Source organism: Micromonospora sp. LZ34 (assembly GCF_052981855.1).
The window spans coordinates 125,374-139,967 of the sequence record NZ_JBRIQN010000007.1; the positions used below are offsets into that span (position 1 = coordinate 125,374).

The 14,594-nt window shown below is 76.1% G+C and carries 17 protein-coding genes; 13 read left to right on the forward strand and 4 right to left on the reverse strand.

Annotation, left to right across the window (positions count from 1 at the left end; genetic code table 11):
* Nucleotides 1-79: 79 nt before the first annotated feature.
* From ACVCAH_RS10760 to ACVCAH_RS10770, 3 genes are all read right to left on the reverse strand, one after another.
* Nucleotides 80-1,429, reverse strand: coding sequence for an FAD-dependent oxidoreductase (locus ACVCAH_RS10760; RefSeq protein WP_447135924.1), 1,350 nt, complete (start codon nt 1,427-1,429; stop codon nt 80-82).
* Between the two features lie 13 nt (nt 1,430-1,442).
* Nucleotides 1,443-1,796: a TcmI family type II polyketide cyclase gene (locus tag ACVCAH_RS10765; RefSeq protein ID WP_447135925.1), complete on the reverse strand. Its 354-nt coding sequence runs from the start codon at nt 1,794-1,796 to the stop codon at nt 1,443-1,445.
* 123 nt (nt 1,797-1,919) lie between these two features.
* Complete coding sequence (locus ACVCAH_RS10770) at nt 1,920-2,726, reverse strand: AfsR/SARP family transcriptional regulator (protein WP_447135926.1); 807 nt, start codon at nt 2,724-2,726, stop codon at nt 1,920-1,922.
* A gap of 428 nt (nt 2,727-3,154) precedes the next feature.
* On the opposite strand from ACVCAH_RS10770, the gene ACVCAH_RS10775 reads away from it, so the two are divergent.
* The 13 genes from ACVCAH_RS10775 (at nt 3,155) to ACVCAH_RS10835 (ending at nt 14,120) form a co-directional block, all read left to right on the forward strand.
* A complete protein-coding gene (locus ACVCAH_RS10775; protein WP_167189890.1) occupies nt 3,155-3,493 on the forward strand; it encodes a TcmI family type II polyketide cyclase in 339 nt (112 codons plus the stop codon).
* Nucleotides 3,490-5,214 carry an acetyl-CoA carboxylase carboxyltransferase subunit alpha gene (locus ACVCAH_RS10780; RefSeq protein ID WP_447135927.1) on the forward strand — a complete coding sequence of 575 codons (1,725 nt, stop codon included), beginning with the start codon at nt 3,490-3,492 and terminating at the stop codon, nt 5,212-5,214. Before ACVCAH_RS10775 ends, ACVCAH_RS10780 begins: the two co-directional genes overlap by 4 nt.
* A gap of 101 nt (nt 5,215-5,315) precedes the next feature.
* On the forward strand, nt 5,316-5,894 hold the full coding sequence (gene accB / locus ACVCAH_RS10785) for an acetyl-CoA carboxylase biotin carboxyl carrier protein (RefSeq protein ID WP_447136012.1): 579 nt from the start codon (nt 5,316-5,318) through the stop codon (nt 5,892-5,894).
* 10 nt (nt 5,895-5,904) lie between these two features.
* Nucleotides 5,905-7,434 (forward strand): acetyl-CoA carboxylase biotin carboxylase subunit, encoded by a 1,530-nt coding sequence (locus ACVCAH_RS10790; protein WP_447135928.1) that lies wholly within the window; start codon nt 5,905-5,907, stop codon nt 7,432-7,434.
* The gene (locus ACVCAH_RS10795; protein ID WP_447135929.1) at nt 7,431-8,174 is read left to right on the forward strand and encodes an SRPBCC family protein; all 744 of its coding nucleotides are present in this window, start codon (nt 7,431-7,433) and stop codon (nt 8,172-8,174) included. Before ACVCAH_RS10790 ends, ACVCAH_RS10795 begins: the two co-directional genes overlap by 4 nt.
* A complete protein-coding gene (locus ACVCAH_RS10800) occupies nt 8,167-8,571 on the forward strand; it encodes a cupin domain-containing protein (RefSeq protein ID WP_447135930.1) in 405 nt (134 codons plus the stop codon). The genes ACVCAH_RS10795 and ACVCAH_RS10800 overlap by 8 nt, the downstream gene beginning before the upstream one ends.
* Nucleotides 8,572-8,626: 55 nt before the next feature.
* Entirely contained in the window at nt 8,627-9,901 is a 1,275-nt protein-coding gene (locus ACVCAH_RS10805; RefSeq protein ID WP_447135931.1) for a beta-ketoacyl-[acyl-carrier-protein] synthase family protein, read from the forward strand.
* A complete protein-coding gene (locus ACVCAH_RS10810; RefSeq protein WP_447135932.1) occupies nt 9,898-11,145 on the forward strand; it encodes a beta-ketoacyl synthase N-terminal-like domain-containing protein in 1,248 nt (415 codons plus the stop codon). Before ACVCAH_RS10805 ends, ACVCAH_RS10810 begins: the two co-directional genes overlap by 4 nt.
* Nucleotides 11,142-11,468: an antibiotic biosynthesis monooxygenase family protein gene (locus ACVCAH_RS10815; RefSeq protein ID WP_447135933.1), complete on the forward strand. Its 327-nt coding sequence runs from the start codon at nt 11,142-11,144 to the stop codon at nt 11,466-11,468. The genes ACVCAH_RS10810 and ACVCAH_RS10815 overlap by 4 nt, the downstream gene beginning before the upstream one ends.
* Nucleotides 11,469-11,527: 59 nt before the next feature.
* Nucleotides 11,528-11,830 (forward strand): hypothetical protein, encoded by a 303-nt coding sequence (locus ACVCAH_RS10820; RefSeq protein WP_447135934.1) that lies wholly within the window; start codon nt 11,528-11,530, stop codon nt 11,828-11,830.
* A gap of 89 nt (nt 11,831-11,919) precedes the next feature.
* Nucleotides 11,920-12,387 (forward strand): SLOG cluster 4 domain-containing protein, encoded by a 468-nt coding sequence (locus ACVCAH_RS10825; protein ID WP_447135935.1) that lies wholly within the window; start codon nt 11,920-11,922, stop codon nt 12,385-12,387.
* 261 nt (nt 12,388-12,648) lie between these two features.
* On the forward strand, nt 12,649-13,698 hold the full coding sequence (locus tag ACVCAH_RS10830; RefSeq protein WP_447135936.1) for an L-dopachrome tautomerase-related protein: 1,050 nt from the start codon (nt 12,649-12,651) through the stop codon (nt 13,696-13,698).
* A 140-nt stretch (nt 13,699-13,838) separates the two neighbouring features.
* Complete coding sequence (locus tag ACVCAH_RS10835) at nt 13,839-14,120, forward strand: DUF6959 family protein (protein WP_447135937.1); 282 nt, start codon at nt 13,839-13,841, stop codon at nt 14,118-14,120.
* A 29-nt stretch (nt 14,121-14,149) separates the two neighbouring features.
* Here ACVCAH_RS10835 and ACVCAH_RS10840 read toward each other — a convergent pair whose 3' ends face one another.
* A complete protein-coding gene (locus tag ACVCAH_RS10840; RefSeq protein WP_447135938.1) occupies nt 14,150-14,557 on the reverse strand; it encodes an MmcQ/YjbR family DNA-binding protein in 408 nt (135 codons plus the stop codon).
* Between the last annotated feature and the right edge of the window lie 37 nt (nt 14,558-14,594).

Genomic DNA, 14,594 nt, shown 5'->3' on the forward strand with positions numbered 1-14,594 from the left:
CGGCCCGCCCGGGGCCCGCGGCCCCGGCAGGCGACGCCCCCGGTGCCGCCGGACACCGGGGTCGTGACGGGACGGTCGATCAGTCCTCCTCGCCCCGGTAGGTGTAGAAGTCGTCGACGAACTTCCGCCGCAGCCGCGGCACCCGGCTGGTGACCGTGAAGTAGCCCCGGGCCCCGAGCAGCGCGAGCCGGCCGAACACCGGGTGGTACATCCGGTCGTCGCCGTTGGTGCCGCTGCGGTTGAGTGAGTCGGCGACCCGGGCGAACCCGTACGGCACCATCACCGTCTCGTAGTCGGCCACCGCCTGCACCAGCGTCTTGTCGCCGGCGGCGGCCAGCCGGAGCTGCCGGCAGAGCAGGGCGGCGTCGCGCAGGGCGGTGTTCGCGCCCACCCCGCGACCGGGGGTCATCGTGTGGATGGCGTCGCCGAGCAGCGTGACGGTGCTGCTCTTCCACGGCGGCACCGGCTCGGAGGTGGCCACCCTGATCGGCAGGGCGCTGCCCGGGTCGCCGCAGGCCAGCAGCTCGCGCAGGTTCGGGTGCCAGCCGCGGGTGAGCTGCAGGGCGAGCCGGATCAGCTCCTCGCCGCGCCGGCGCATCACGTCGGCGGGGAACCGGCGGGCGGTGCTCCAGATGACCAGGTTGATGTTGTCGCGGGTGGTGTCGTGCGCCAGGCCCGGCCAGCGCTCCAGCACCGCGGCCTCGGCCGCGCTGACGCCCGGCTTCACGGCGCCGTCGCGGTCCCACTTGAACTCCATCACGTGCAGCACTCCCATCATCCCGCCGCTGCCGAAGATCAGCGAGATGCCCTGCCGGATCCGCTCGGGGAGCAGGCCGCGGGTGTGCGGGGTGAGCGGGATCCGGGTGGCGATGTTGATGGTGCCGGCGTCCCGGGTGACCGCGTGCGGCAGGTACTGGCGGCGGACCGCGGAGTGCGTGCCGTCCGCGGCGACCAGCAGGTCGCCGGTGGCGGTGCTGCCGTCGGCGAAGTGCGCGGTGACGGTGCCGTCGTCGCGCTGCTCGTAGCGGGTGAAGGTCTTGTCGAAGTGCACCACGTCCGCCATACCGGTGAGCAGGACCTGGCGCAGCGTCATCCGGGCCACCGACCGTTCGGTGTCGACCGGGTCGGTGTCCGGGCGCAGTTCGAACGACGCGGTCTCGCGCAGGCGCTGGCTGATCACGTTGAAGTACCGCGGTGACCGGGCGCAGGTGGCGAGGTAGATGTCGAACAGCTCCGGCGGCAGGCACTCGCGCAGCGCCCGGCTGCCGGTCGGGCCGATGCCGACCCGGTAGCCGAGCAGGCCCTCGCCGCGGGTGCGGTACCGCTCGTAGACCGCGACGCTGATACCGGCCCGGCGCAGCCCGTGCGCCAGGCAGAGCCCGCCGGTGCCGGCGCCGATCACCAGGACGTGCGGTGCGCTGGCTGCCATCGCGTCCGCCCGCTCAGCCGGCCGGTCGGGGCGCGGGCGCCGGCGCCGCCGCGGCGTCCCACCGGTAGAAGCAGCCGGCGATCGCGTCCCGCGGTGAGCGCCAGGTCGGCAGGTACGGCGAGGTGTGCGCCGAGAGCCGCTCGTTGACCTGGCGGTAGAGCGGGTGGTTGCGCGCCTCGGCCAGCGCGTCCGGGTCGACCTCCGCGGTCTCCATCAGGTGTACGCACAGGTCGTGCAGGCAGTACAGGGACCGGTGCCGGACCCCGGTCAGGGTGGGCAGTTCGGTCGCGTCGGACTCGGCGAAGATCTGCGCCACCCGTCCCTCCGCGCCCGGGATGATCCTGCTGACGATCAGTAGACGGCTCATGGGACCCCTCTCCCCGGCGGCGCTCCCGACCGGGGAGCGGCCACGGACACCTGTGCCGCCCACCCTGCCCGTCGCCCTGTCACCCGGCCGTCACGCCCGTCGGGCCGGCGATGACGGGCGGGTTCAGCGGATCGCGCCCCGGCCGGCCGGATCCCGGCGGGGGCGTGGCCGGGCGTTGCCGCTGGCCCGCCGGATCGGCGCGAGGGTGTCGTCGAGCAGGGCGCTCATCGCCGCCGACGGTTCCAGGTGCAGCTCCCGGCGCAGCAGGTCCCGGTAGACGTAGAAGGCGTGCACCGCCTCGAAGGCGTTGCCCTCGGCGAGGTGGATACGGACCACCAGCCGGTGCGGGGTCTCCCGCAGCGGCTCGGCGGCCATCGCCTCCAGGGCGGCCTCCAGCGCCTCGCCGTGCCGGCCGGCCGCCAGGTGCTGGCCGGCGACCTGTTCCAGCATGTGCAGCCGCAGCTGGCGCAGTCGCTCCCGCTCCAGCAGCACCCAGTCGTCGTACCAGCCGGGGAGCAGGTCGTGCCGGCCGGCACAGAGCGCCCCCGCGGCGGTGTCCGGGTCGTCGCCGTCGCGCACCCGGGCGGCCGTGCCCACCAGGTCGTCCACGTCGACCCGGACCACCGGGTCGAGCCGTACCGCGTCGCCGCTGGTGTCCAGCGGGCAGCAAGGGTCCTGCCGGAGCCGCCACAGCGCGGTGCGCAGCGAGGAGAGCGCCCGCTCCTCGGACGCGTCCGGCCAGAGCAGCCCGGCCAGGTTGCTGCGGGTGACGCCGGGGCGGAGCCCGATCAGCGCGATGACCCGCTGCAGGCCGCGCGGCACGACCACCGGCGCGCCGGCGTGCAGCAGGCGGAAGCCGCCGAGCAGGTGCAGCGAGATGCCGGCGCCGGGGCGGTCCCCGGCGGTTGGCACGGACGGATCTGCGGCCACGCGGCACCCCCTGCAGAACGCTCGTCCCGACTGTCTGCTGTGTCCCCGGCGCGGCCGCCCGTGACGCCACTGTCGAGCTCGCTCCGCCGCGGCACCGGCGGCGCGCGCGGCGCCCGCCGGGGTGACCGCGACGAAGATTATCAATGATGGTTACGCTGGGTCAACATGTTGGTCGACCTGGCGACGCCCCGACGCCGACCGTGAGAACCGCTCTGAACTGCGAAGACGCGACGGCGTGATGACGTGACGGTCAGCGGAAAAACAGCCGATACACAGCTTGCGTCAACGCACCGTCACCGAGTCGCGTCGCCGGGCGGCGGTGCCCGGTGACGGCCGGGTGACGGTCTCCCGCGCATCGTGTCGGCAGTCGTCCGGCGCGTCCGGCGCCGGTGTCACCGGACGCCGGGCGCCGTGGGGGGAGGCCATCCATGGACCGTTCGCTCATCGTCGCGAAGGTGGTCCCGACCGCGGAGGCGCAGGTCGCCGAGATCTTCGCCGAGTCCGACGCGACCGAGCTGCCCCGCCTGGTCGGGGTCCGGCACCGGTCGCTGTACCGGCTGCACGACCTCTACGTGCACCTGCTGGAGACCGAGCTGCCGGGCGACGGGGCGGTGGAGACGGCCCGGGGGCACCCCGAGTTCGAGCGGGTCAGCGCACGGCTGCGGCCGTACATCTCGCCGTACCTGCCGGACTGGCGGTCGCCGCGGGACGCGATGGCCCGCTGCTTCTACCGCTTCGACGCCGCGCCCGCCGGACGGCCGTCGTGACCGCCACCGCCCCTCGGGAGGGGCAGCTCTGGTCCCGCTGCGCCGGCTGCGCCACCCTGCTGTACCGCAAGCGGCTGCACCGCAACCTCGACGTCTGCCCCGAGTGCGGCACGCACGCCCGGCTCGGCGCACCCGAACGGCTGCGCCAGCTGGTCGACCCGGGCTCGTTCGCCGCGCTGCCGGACGCCCCGGCCGTGGTGGACCCGATCGGCTTCGTCGACGTGCTGCCGTACCCGCACCGGCTCACCGCCGCCCGGGCCGGCACCGGACTGGCCGAGGCGGTCGTCTGCGGCACCGCGACCATCGGCCGGCACCCCTGCGCGCTCGCCGTGATGGACTTCCGCTTCCTCGGCGGCAGCCTCGGCTGCGCGGTCGGCGAGCTGATCACCCGCGCCGCCGAGCGGGCGCTGGCCGACCGGGTCCCGCTGGTCCTGGTCACCGCCTCCGGCGGGGCGCGGATGCAGGAGGGCGCGCTGTCGCTGATGCAGATGGCCACGGTCAGCCAGGCCGTCGCCGCGCTCCGGGAGACCGGCCTGCTCACGGTCAGCGTCCTCACCGACCCGACGTACGGGGGAGTGGCGGCGTCGTTCGCCACCAACACCGACGTGGTGATCGCCGAGAGCGGCGCCCGGATGGGCTTCGCCGGCCCCCGGGTGATCCGCCAGGTGACCGGGCGGGCCCTGCCCGACGGCTTCCAGACCGCCGACTTCCTGCTCCGGCACGGGCAGGTGGACATGGTGGTGCCCCGGCGCGCCCTGCGGGGCCGGCTGGTCGCGCTGCTCGCCGCGGCCCGGGCCGGCCACCGGCCCGACGCGCGGGCGGAGGTGCCCCGGCCGGCGCCGCCACCCGCCGGCGCGACGCCGGCCGGCACCGGCGCGCTGCCCGCGGCGACCACCGACGGCGACCCGGCCGCCGACGCCTGGGCGACCGTACGCGCCGCCCGGCACCCGGGCCGGCCCACCACTCTGGACTATCTCGAGTCGGCGTTCGACGACTTCGTGGAGCTGCACGGCGACCGGCTCGGCGGGGACTGCCCGGCGGTGGTCGGCGGCCTGGCCCGGCTGGACGGCCGGCCGGTCATGGTGATCGGCCACCAGAAGGGGCACACCACCGCCGAACTGGTCGCCCGCAACTTCGGCATGGCCAGCCCGGCCGGGCACCGCAAGGCGCTGCGGCTGATGCGGCTCGCCGCCCGGCTCGGCCTGCCCGTGGTGACCCTGGTGGACACCCCCGGCGCGGATCCCGGCGTGGACGCCGAGCAGCAGGGCCAGGCGGCCGCGATCGCGGAGAACATCCTGGCGATGACCATGCTGCCCACCCCGGTCGTCGCGGTGATCACCGGGGAGGGCGGCAGCGGCGGCGCGCTGGCCCTGGCCGTCGCCGACCGGGTGCTGATGCTCCGGCACGCGGTCTACTCGGTGATCAGCCCCGAGGGCTGCGCCGCGATCCTCTGGCCCGACCGGGGGGCGGCCCCGCAGGCGGCCCGCGCGCTGCGGCTCACCGCGCCGGACCTGTGCCGGCTCGGCGTGGTCGACGAGGTGGTGCCGGAGCCGGCGGCCGGGGCGCCGGACGATCCGGAGGCGGCCGGCCGGCTGCTGCGGACCGCGCTGCTGGCCAACCTGACGCCCCTGCTGGAGGTGCCGCCGGTGACCCTGGTGCGGCGGCGGCGGCAGCGGTTCCGGCGCTTCGGCGCCGCCGGCGTCCGGGCGGGTGCCCGATGACCGCCGCGCGGCCCCGCACCGAACCGGCCCCGGACGGCGCGGTCCCGCCCCTGCCCCGGCCCGGCCCGCGCGCGACGGACGGGCCGGCCGAGCGCGAGTCGGTGGCCCCCGGTTCCGGCGCGCCGCCCGCGCCCGGCGGGCCGCCACCGGCCGGAGCCGCCGGGACCGAGCCGCCGCCCGCTCCGGCGGCGCCGGCCGGCGCGGACGCGGCGGGTGGGGTGGAGGCGGTGCTGGCCGGACTGCGCCGGCAGGCCCGGCAGCTCGTCGCCGAGCTGGCCGGACCGGTGCGCCGGGTCCGGCTGCGCAGCGGGCAGACCGTGCTGGAGGTGGAGTGGCACGGCACAACCGCCCCGGCCGCCGCGCCACCGCAGCCGCCCCGGACGGCGCCCGCCCCGGCCGCCGGGACGCACGCGCCGGCGGACGGCGCGGACGCGCCCGCCCGCAGCACGGTGCGCTCGCCGATCGTCGGCACCTTCTACCGCGCCCCGGAGCCCGGCGCCGCGCCCTTCGTCGCCGTCGGCGACCTGGTCCGGCCGGGCCAGGTGGTCGGCATCGTCGAGGCGATGAAGCTGATGAACGAGGTAACCGCCGACCGGGCCGGGCGGGTGGTCGAGGTGCTGGCCGACGACGGCCAGCCGGTGGAGTACGACGAGCCGCTGGTCGCCCTGGATCCGGCCTGAGGTGGTGGCGATGTTCGAGAAGGTGCTGATCGCCAACCGGGGCGAGATCGCCCTGCGGGTGCTGCGCGCCTGCCGCGAGCTGGGGGTGCGCACCGCGATCGTCTACTCCACCGCGGACGCCGACTCGACGCCGGTCCGCCTCGCCGACGAGGCCGTCCGGATCGGACCCCCGCAGAGCCGGCGTAGCTACCTCAACGCCGCCGCGATCGTGGAGGCGGCCCGGCAGGTCGGCGCGCAGGCGGTGCACCCCGGCTACGGGTTCCTCTCCGAGGACGCCGACTTCGCCGAGATCTGCGCGCAGAACGGGCTGACCTTAATCGGCCCGCCGCCGCGGGTGATGGCCGACCTGGCCGACAAGTCCTCCGCCCGCGCGCTCATGCGGCGGGCCGGGCTGCCGCTGCCGCCGGGCAGCGTGCAACCCGTGCCGACGGCGGCCGCGGCGGCGGCGGTGGCCGCCGAGATCGGTTACCCGGTGATCGTCAAGGCCGCGGCCGGTGGCGGCGGGCGGGGCATGACGGTGGTCCGGACGCCGGCGGAGCTGCCCCGGGCGTACGCGCGCACCCGGGCCGCCGCGCAGGCCGCCTTCGGTGACGACCGGGTGTACGTCGAGCGGTACCTCACCGACGCCCGGCACGTCGAGGTGCAGGTGCTCTGCGACCAGCACGGCAACGGCGTGCACCTGGGCACCCGGGACTGCTCGGTACAGCGGCGGCACCAGAAGCTGGTCGAGGAGGCCCCGGCGCCGGCGCTCTCCGCGGCCACCCTGGAGGCCATCGCGGTGGCCGCCCTGCGCGGCGTCCTCGACGTCGGCTTCACCGGCGCCGGCACGGTCGAGTTCCTGGTCGACGCCGAGGAGCGGTTCCACTTCCTGGAGATCAACTGCCGGATCCAGGTGGAGCATCCGGTCACCGAGATGATCACCGGGATCGACCTGGTGCACGAGCAGCTGCACATCGCCGCCGGGGTGCCGCTGCGGCTGCGGCAGGAGGACGTCCGCGCGCACGGGGTGGCGGTCGAGTGCCGGGTCAACGTGGAGGACCCGGACCGCGACTTCGCCCCCACCCCCGGCCGGTTGGAGCGGTTCCTCCCGCCCGGTGGCCCGTTCACCCGGGTCGACACCCACGGCCACCCCGGCTACCTGGTCGGCCCGTACTACGACTCGCTGCTGGCCAAGGTGGCGGTCTGGGCGCCGGACCGGGAGCTGGCCCTGAACCGACTGGAACGCGCCCTCGACGAGTTCGACGTCGCCGGGCCCGGGGTGTGCACCACCATCCCGTTCGTCCGGCGGGTGCTCGACGACCCCGGCTTCCGCAAGGGGCGCTACTCGACCGGCCTGGTCGACCGGCTGCTGGCCGGCCGGGACCCGCACCAGCCGGCGGGTCCCCCCGCCCGGCCCTCCCCGGGGCCGCCGGCTGCCCGCCCGCCCGCCGCCCGGCCACCCGCCACCCGCCCGCCCGCCGATCCACCGGCGGCCCGAGATCCCGCCCGCCCCGCCGAACCCGCCGGCCCGTCCGACCGACCACACAGGAGGACCAGATGACCGTCACCCATGGCCGTCCGCTGACCACGGAGATCACCGACATCCTGGTGGCGCACTGTGGACTGGATCCCGACGCGGCCGCCCGCGCGCCGGCGGCGTCCCTGGAGGAACTCGGCATGGACTCGCTGGCCCTGCTGGAACTCTCCGCCGTCGTCGCCGACCGCTGGCAGGTGCGGATCCCGGAACAGGCCGCCCAGCTGAGCATCCCCGCCGTGGCGGAGCTGGTCGCCCGGCGCGCCGACCCGCCCGGACACACCGAGAACAGCGTGCTCATCGCGGCGCCATTGCCGCTGGTCTGGGACGTCACCAACGACGTCGCGCGCTGGACCGAGCTGTTCACCGAGTACGCGCGGGTGGAGATCCTGGACCGCGACGGCGACACCGTGCGGTTCCGGCTGACCATGCACCCGGACGAGAACGGCGTGTCCTGGAGCTGGGTCAGCGAGCGCACCGCCGACCCGGCGACCCGGCAGGTACGTGCGCAACGGGTGGAGACCGGGCCGTTCGAGTACATGCGGATCCACTGGCGCTATACCGAGGAGCCCGGCGGCACCCGGATGACCTGGATGCAGGACTTCGCCATGAAGCCGACCGCCCCGGTGGACAACGCCGGCATGACCGACCGGATCAACGCCAGCAGCGCGGTGCAGCTGGCCGTCATCAAGGAGCGGATCGAACGGCTGGCCCGCGACGGTGCGCCGGCCGGGGCCGCCGACCCGACGGGAGCCGGCGATGAGTGAGCAGACCCTGCGGCTGGTCGCCGCCCGGGACGTACCGGCGGACCGCCGCCGCGGCGGTGAGCTGCGGGTCCTGCTCGGCCCGCGGACGGTCGGCAGCACCTCCGGCTTCATGGGGGTCGCGGCGCTGCGGCCGGGGGAGCGGATCGCCGAGCACTACCACCCCTACAGCGAGGAGTTCCTCTACGTGGCCCGCGGCGCGATCACCGTGGACCTCGACGACCGGCCGGTGCCGCTCGCGGCCGGCGAGGCGCTCCTCGTCCCGGTCAACGTCCGGCACCGGCTGCGCAACACCGGCGACGAGCCGGCCGAGGTGGTCTTCCACCTGGGACCGCTGGCGCCCCGGCCCGAACTCGGTCACGTCGACACGGAACTGGTCGAACAGCGGGGCGGGTCGTGAGCGCGTGGAGTGAGCCGGGGTTGCGAGCCCCGCAGCCGCGAACCGAGGTGGCGTCGTGACCGGCCGCCGCACGGTGGTGACCGGCATCGGGGTGGTCGCACCGGGCGGCGTGACCCGGGACCGGTTCTGGAAGGCGATCACCGAGGGACGCACCGCGACCCGCCGGATCAGCTTCTTCGACCCGTCGCCGTTCCGGTCCCGGATCGCCGCCGAGTGCGACTTCGACCCGGTCGCCGCCGGGCTCACCGAGACCGAGCGACGCCGCGCCGACCGGTACGTGCAGTTCGCGCTGGCCTGCGCCGCCGAGGCGGTCGCCGACGCCGGGCTGGAGCTCACCGAGGCCGAGCGGGACCACGCCGGGGTGGTGCTCGGCACCGCCGTCGGCGGCACCATGGCGCTGGAGCAGGAGTACGTCACCGTCAGCGACACCGGCCGCCGCTGGCTGGTCGACCACGCCCGTGGCGGCCCGTACCTCTACCAGGCGCTGGTGCCCAGCAGCCTGGCCGCGGACGTGGCCTGCCGGCACGGCCTGCACGGCCCGGCCCAGGTGGTCTCCACCGGTTGCACCTCCGGTATCGACGCCATCGGGTACGCCCACCAGCTGATCGTCGACGGCGAGGCGGACGTGGTGCTGGCCGGGGCGGCGGACTCGCCGATCTCCCCGGTCACCGTGGCCTCCTTCGACGCGATCAAGGCGACCAGCCCCGACAACGACGACCCGGCGCACGCCTCCCGGCCGTTCGACGCCGACCGGCAGGGCTTCGTGCTCGCCGAGGGCGCGGCGGTGCTGGTGCTGGAGGAGGCCGGGCACGCCCGGCGGCGTGGCGCGCACGTCTACTGCGAGGTCGCCGGCTACGCCAGCCGCAGCAACGGCTTCCACATGACCGGGCTGCGGCCCGACGGGGTGGAGATGGCGCTGGCCATCACCGCCGCGCTGCGCCAGGCCCGGCTCGTTCCGGCCGACGTGTCGTACGTCAGCGCGCACGGCTCCGGCACCCGGCAGAACGACCGGCACGAGACGGCGGCGTTCAAGCGGGCGCTCGGCGAGGCCGCGTACCGGGTGCCGGTCAGCTCGATCAAGTCGATGGTGGGGCACTCGCTCGGCGCGATCGGCTCGATCGAGATGGCGGCCTGCGCGCTGGCCATCGAGTTCGGCGTGGTGCCGCCGACGGCCAACTGGGCCACCCGGGACCCGGAGTGCGACCTGGACTACGTGCCGACCGAGGCACGCGAGCTGCCGGTGGACGTGGCGCTCTCGGTCGGCAGCGGCTTCGGTGGCTTCCAGTCCGCCATGGTGTTCCGCCGGCTGCCCCGGACGGTGCCGGCGTGACCGCCCGCGCCGTGATCACCGGTATCGGCGTGGTGGCGCCGAGCGGCGTCGGCGCGGACGCGCACTGGCGGACCGTGCTGGCCGGCACCCGCCGGACCGGTCCGCTCACCCTCTTCGACCCGGCCGGCTATCCCACCCGGCACGGCGGCGAGGTGCCCGGCTTCGACGCCGCCGCGTACGCCGACAACCGGCGGCTGGTGCAGACCGACCGGTGGACGCACCTGGCGTTCGCCGCCACCCGGCTGGCGCTGGCCGACGCCGGGCTGCCCGAGCGGGCCCCCGACCCGTACGGCTGGGCGGTCACCCTGGCCAGTTCCTCCGGCGGGAACCTGTTCGGGCAGCGGGAACTGCAACGGCTCTGGGGTTCGCCGGCGCGGACCGTCGGGGCGTACCAGTCGATCGCCTGGTTCTACGCGGCCAGCGTCGGGCAGCTCTCCATCCACCACCAGTTCAAGGGGCCCTGCGGGGTGCTGGCCGCCGAGTCCGCCGGTGGCCTGGACAGCCTGGCGCACGCGGTGCGGACCATCCGCCGGGGCACCCCGGTGGTGATCGCCGGGGCGACCGAGTGCCCGCTGAGCCCGTACGCCCTGGCCTGCCAGCTGCGCTCGGGGCTGCTCAGCGACGTCGCCGACCCGGAGCGGGCGTACCGGCCGTTCGACGCCGCCGCCAGCGGCTACCTGCCCGCCGAGGGCGGCGCGGTCTTCGTGGTGGAGGAACTGGGGCGCGCGCTCGCCCGCGGCGCCCGGGTCTACGGGGAGGTGGCTGGCTGGGGCGCCACCCACGACGGCGTCCACACCGGATCGGACAGCGCCGGCGACCCCCGGCAGTACGCCCGCGCCATGCGACTGGCCCTGGACCGGGCCGGTGTCGACGCGGCCGAGGTTGACGTGGTGCTGCCCGACGCCCTCGGCGTGCCCCGCTACGACCGCACCGAGGCCGCCGCGCTGCGCACCGTCTTCGGCACTCGTCCACCCCCGGTGACCACGCAGAAGCCGCTCACCGGCCGGGCCCACCAGGGCGGCTCGGCGGTGGACGTGGCGACCGCGCTGCTCGCCTTCCAGCACGACACGCTGCCCGCCTCGGCCGGGCCGCAGGACGTGGCCGACGGCTGCGAGCTGGACTTCCTGCGCGCGCACCGCCGACCGGAGAGCCGGATCGCCCTGGTCAGCGCGCGCGGCTTCGACGGCTTCAACAGTGCCCTGGTGCTGCGCGGCGCGGCGCCGGCGAGAGGAGTGGGGCGATGACCGACCAGCAGCGGGCCCGGGTGGTCTTCCTGGTGCGGGTGCCGGCGGCCCGCACCGCGGCGTTCCTCGCCGCGTACGAGCAGATCCGGCACCTGGTCGCCGACGGGGTGCCGGGGCACCTGGTGGACCAGGTCTGCCGTTCGGCCACCGACCCGGAGCAGTGGCTGATCACCAGCGAGTGGGCGGCGCTGGCCGATTTCGAGGCGTGGGAACGTAGTCCGGAGCACCGCGACCTGGTCCGGCCGATGCGGGAGTGCTTCACCGACGCCCGGTCGCTGCGCTTCCTCGTGCACGCGCAGACCCCCGCCACGGCCCCGGCCTGAGCCCCGCCCCGCCGGCCGAGGGGGCGGTCGCCCGCCGGCCCGGATGGCAGGCTGTGGGGGTGAGCGACCGTGACCTGCCCGCGTTGACCCGGGCCGAACAGGAACTCGTCGAGCGGTACCTGCGCGTCGTCGACCTGGTCGCCCGGCTCAACCCGGCCCGCGACAGCGGGCACTTCGACCCGCTCGGCTGCGTGATCGCCGCCCAGGCCCTGGCCGCCGAGGCGCGGGCCGTCGCCGCGGTGGCCGAGCTGATGCGCGAGCGCGGTGAGACCGAACTGCACGCCGCCACCCTGGCCCGCGCGATGCGCGCGATGGACGGGGAGCGGCGCACCGCCCGCGTCGCGCCTCCGCCGGCACCCTGACCTCCGGTGGCAACGGCAACTGCCCGGCGGATCCGTCGGGGAGCCACCCGCCGCCAAGGGCATGATGGGCGGCGGAAGGGGGCGCGAGCATGGTGCAGGTGGCGGTCTGCGGCCCGGCGTCCGCGTCCGAGACCGAGCTGGCGTACGCCCGCCGGGTGGGCGAACTGCTCGCCGAGCGCGGCGCGACCCTGCTCTGCGGGGCCGGCGGCGGGGTGATGGCCGCCGTGGCCGCCGGCGCCCGCTCCCGCGACGGCCTGGTGATCGGGGTACGCCCGGACGACGGCACCGACCCCGGCCCGGCCGACTGCTCCGCGGTACTGGTCACCAACATGGGCCAGGCCCGCAACGCGATCCTGGTGTGGAGCGCCGACGCGGTGATCGCCGTCGGCGGATCCTGGGGCACCCTCAGCGAGGTGGCGCTCGGCCTGCGCCGCGGCGGCATCCCCGTGGTGGTGCTCGGTGGGTGGCGGATCCTCGACGCCGACGGCACCCCGGTCCCCGGCCCGGTGCACGTCACCACCCCCGAAGAGGCCGTGGCGGTGGCGCTGTCGGGTTGACGTCGTCGGGACGCGCATCCGCTGTCCGGGCTGCGGCGACGAGCGGACGGTTCCGGCCGGCGCCGGCCGGGCCTGACCGGGCAGGCGCCAGGTCCGACCAGGGGGCACCCAGGGCCCGGGCGCCCCGGCGGCCCTGGGGATCTCAGGTCGCAGTGCCGGCGTCTGCCGGGTGAACCGCTCGTCGCCCGGGGGCGGGCATGGCGAGCGGTTCGGCGGGTAGGCCGCTGCCCCGGGAGCGTCGCGACGGAGGGAGCGGGTGGGATGAGCGGTGAGCTGCCGGACCGGGAGGACGACCCGCTGGTGCCCGTGCACGCCTCGGACCGGATCTGGAACGGCGTGACGACGGCCGCCGGGCGGACGTTCGTCTGCTACCCGAACGCCGACGGGCCCGGGATCAGGCTGGCGGAACTGCGGGCCGACGGGGCGGCCGCGCCGTACCCGGACGCGGCCTGGAACGCGGTTCGCGACGACCACGACCCGGACGGCGCCTTCGTCACCGTGAACAGCCTGCGGATCGGGCCGGACGGGCTGCTCTGGCTCGTCGACAGCGGCACTCCCGGGTTCGGCGCGCCGCCCGTGCCGGGCGGCCCCCGCCTGCTCGCCGTCGACCTCGCCGCCGACCGGATCACCCGCGCGTACGACCTGACCGCCGCGACCCGACCGACGAGTTTCCTCGACGACGTCCGGTTCAACGGCCCGACCGCCTACCTCACCGACGCCGGCGCGCCCGGCCTGGTGGTGCTCGACCTGCCCAGCGGCCGGGCCCGCCGGGTGCTGGACGGGCACTGGAGCACCACCGCCAGTGAACCGATGAGCGCGGACGGCACCGCGCTGCGGGACCCGGACGGCGCCGAGGTCCGGCTGCACGCCGACCAGCTGGAGGTCTCGCCCGACGGCGTCCACCTCTACTTCCAGCCGGCCTGCGGTCCGCTCGCCCGGGTCGCCACCCGCTGGCTGGACGACCCCGACGTCCCGGCCGACACCCTCTCCGGGGCCGTCGAGCGCTGGCTGGACACCCCGTCCACCGGCGGGACCGCGATCGACGCCGACGGCGCCATCTACCTCAGCGACGTGGACCGCCGCCGGATCCTGCGGATCGACGCCGACCGCGAGATCGAGGTGCTGGTCGCCGACCCGCGCCTGGCCTTCGCCGATGCGCTCTGGATCGACGGCGACGGCGCCCTGCTGATCCCGGTGACCCAGCTGCACCGCACCGCCGGGATGGCCGGCGACCGGGACAGCGTCGAGCGGCCGCTGCGGATCTACCGGCTGCCCCTCGGCGCCCGGCCGGCCCCGAACGACCACCCCTGAGCCGCGGCCCACGCGCGCGCTCGGCCGGCGCCCGGACGGCCACCCTGAGCGCGGCGCACCGTCCGGGGCAACACGGCCCCGGTGGCCGGTCGCCCGCGCCCGGTGCCGCCCGCCGTCGCGCCCCGCTCTAGGCTCGGCCGGTGGAATCCCAGGAGGTCGAGGTCTGGAACCGCGACACCAACGCGGTGGTCCTGCGGCTGCCGTGGCGGCGCTTCCCGGGGATGCTGCTGCAGGGCGACACCCTCGCCACCCTCGCCGAGCAGGCGCGGCTGCTGCGTGACAGGGTGCGCGACGGCCGGCTGGACGAGGCCCGCGACGAGGCGGACGACCTGACCCGCAGACTCGACGACCTGGTGCGGCACTACGCCGCGGTGCTCGACGACGCCGGCGTCCCGCTGCGGTTCCACCGCCCGCACGCCTGACCGGTGGCGGCCGGCCCGGCCGTACCGGCTCAGGACGAGGCGGTGGGTGTCTGCCCGGCCTGGTACGCGGCGGCGAGGCGCTTCGGCGCGCAGGCGTACCACGCCTCGACCACGAGTTCGGTCAGCTCCTCGACGTCGATCCGGTCGAGCCGCACCAGGATCACCGGGTAGCCGCCGAAGTGCGGGGTGGTGAAGTAGACGGCCGGGTCGTCGGCGAGCAGCGCCTCCTTGGCCCCGAGATCAGGCACGTAAGCCCCGAGCACCGGGCCGTCCGACGCGGCCGCCCCGAGCGCCTCCCGGTCGGCCTTGCGCAACGGGCGGTCGAAGACGAAGGACTTCTTCTTCACCCGCCACGCCGGTGCCCCGTTGTACGACGGGTGCTCACTTGTCTCCGGCAGGTCCAGCGCGATGCGGCGTACGTCGTCCCAGGTGGCCACGGCCCGACCATACGCGCCGCCCGCCGCCGGCGGGTCG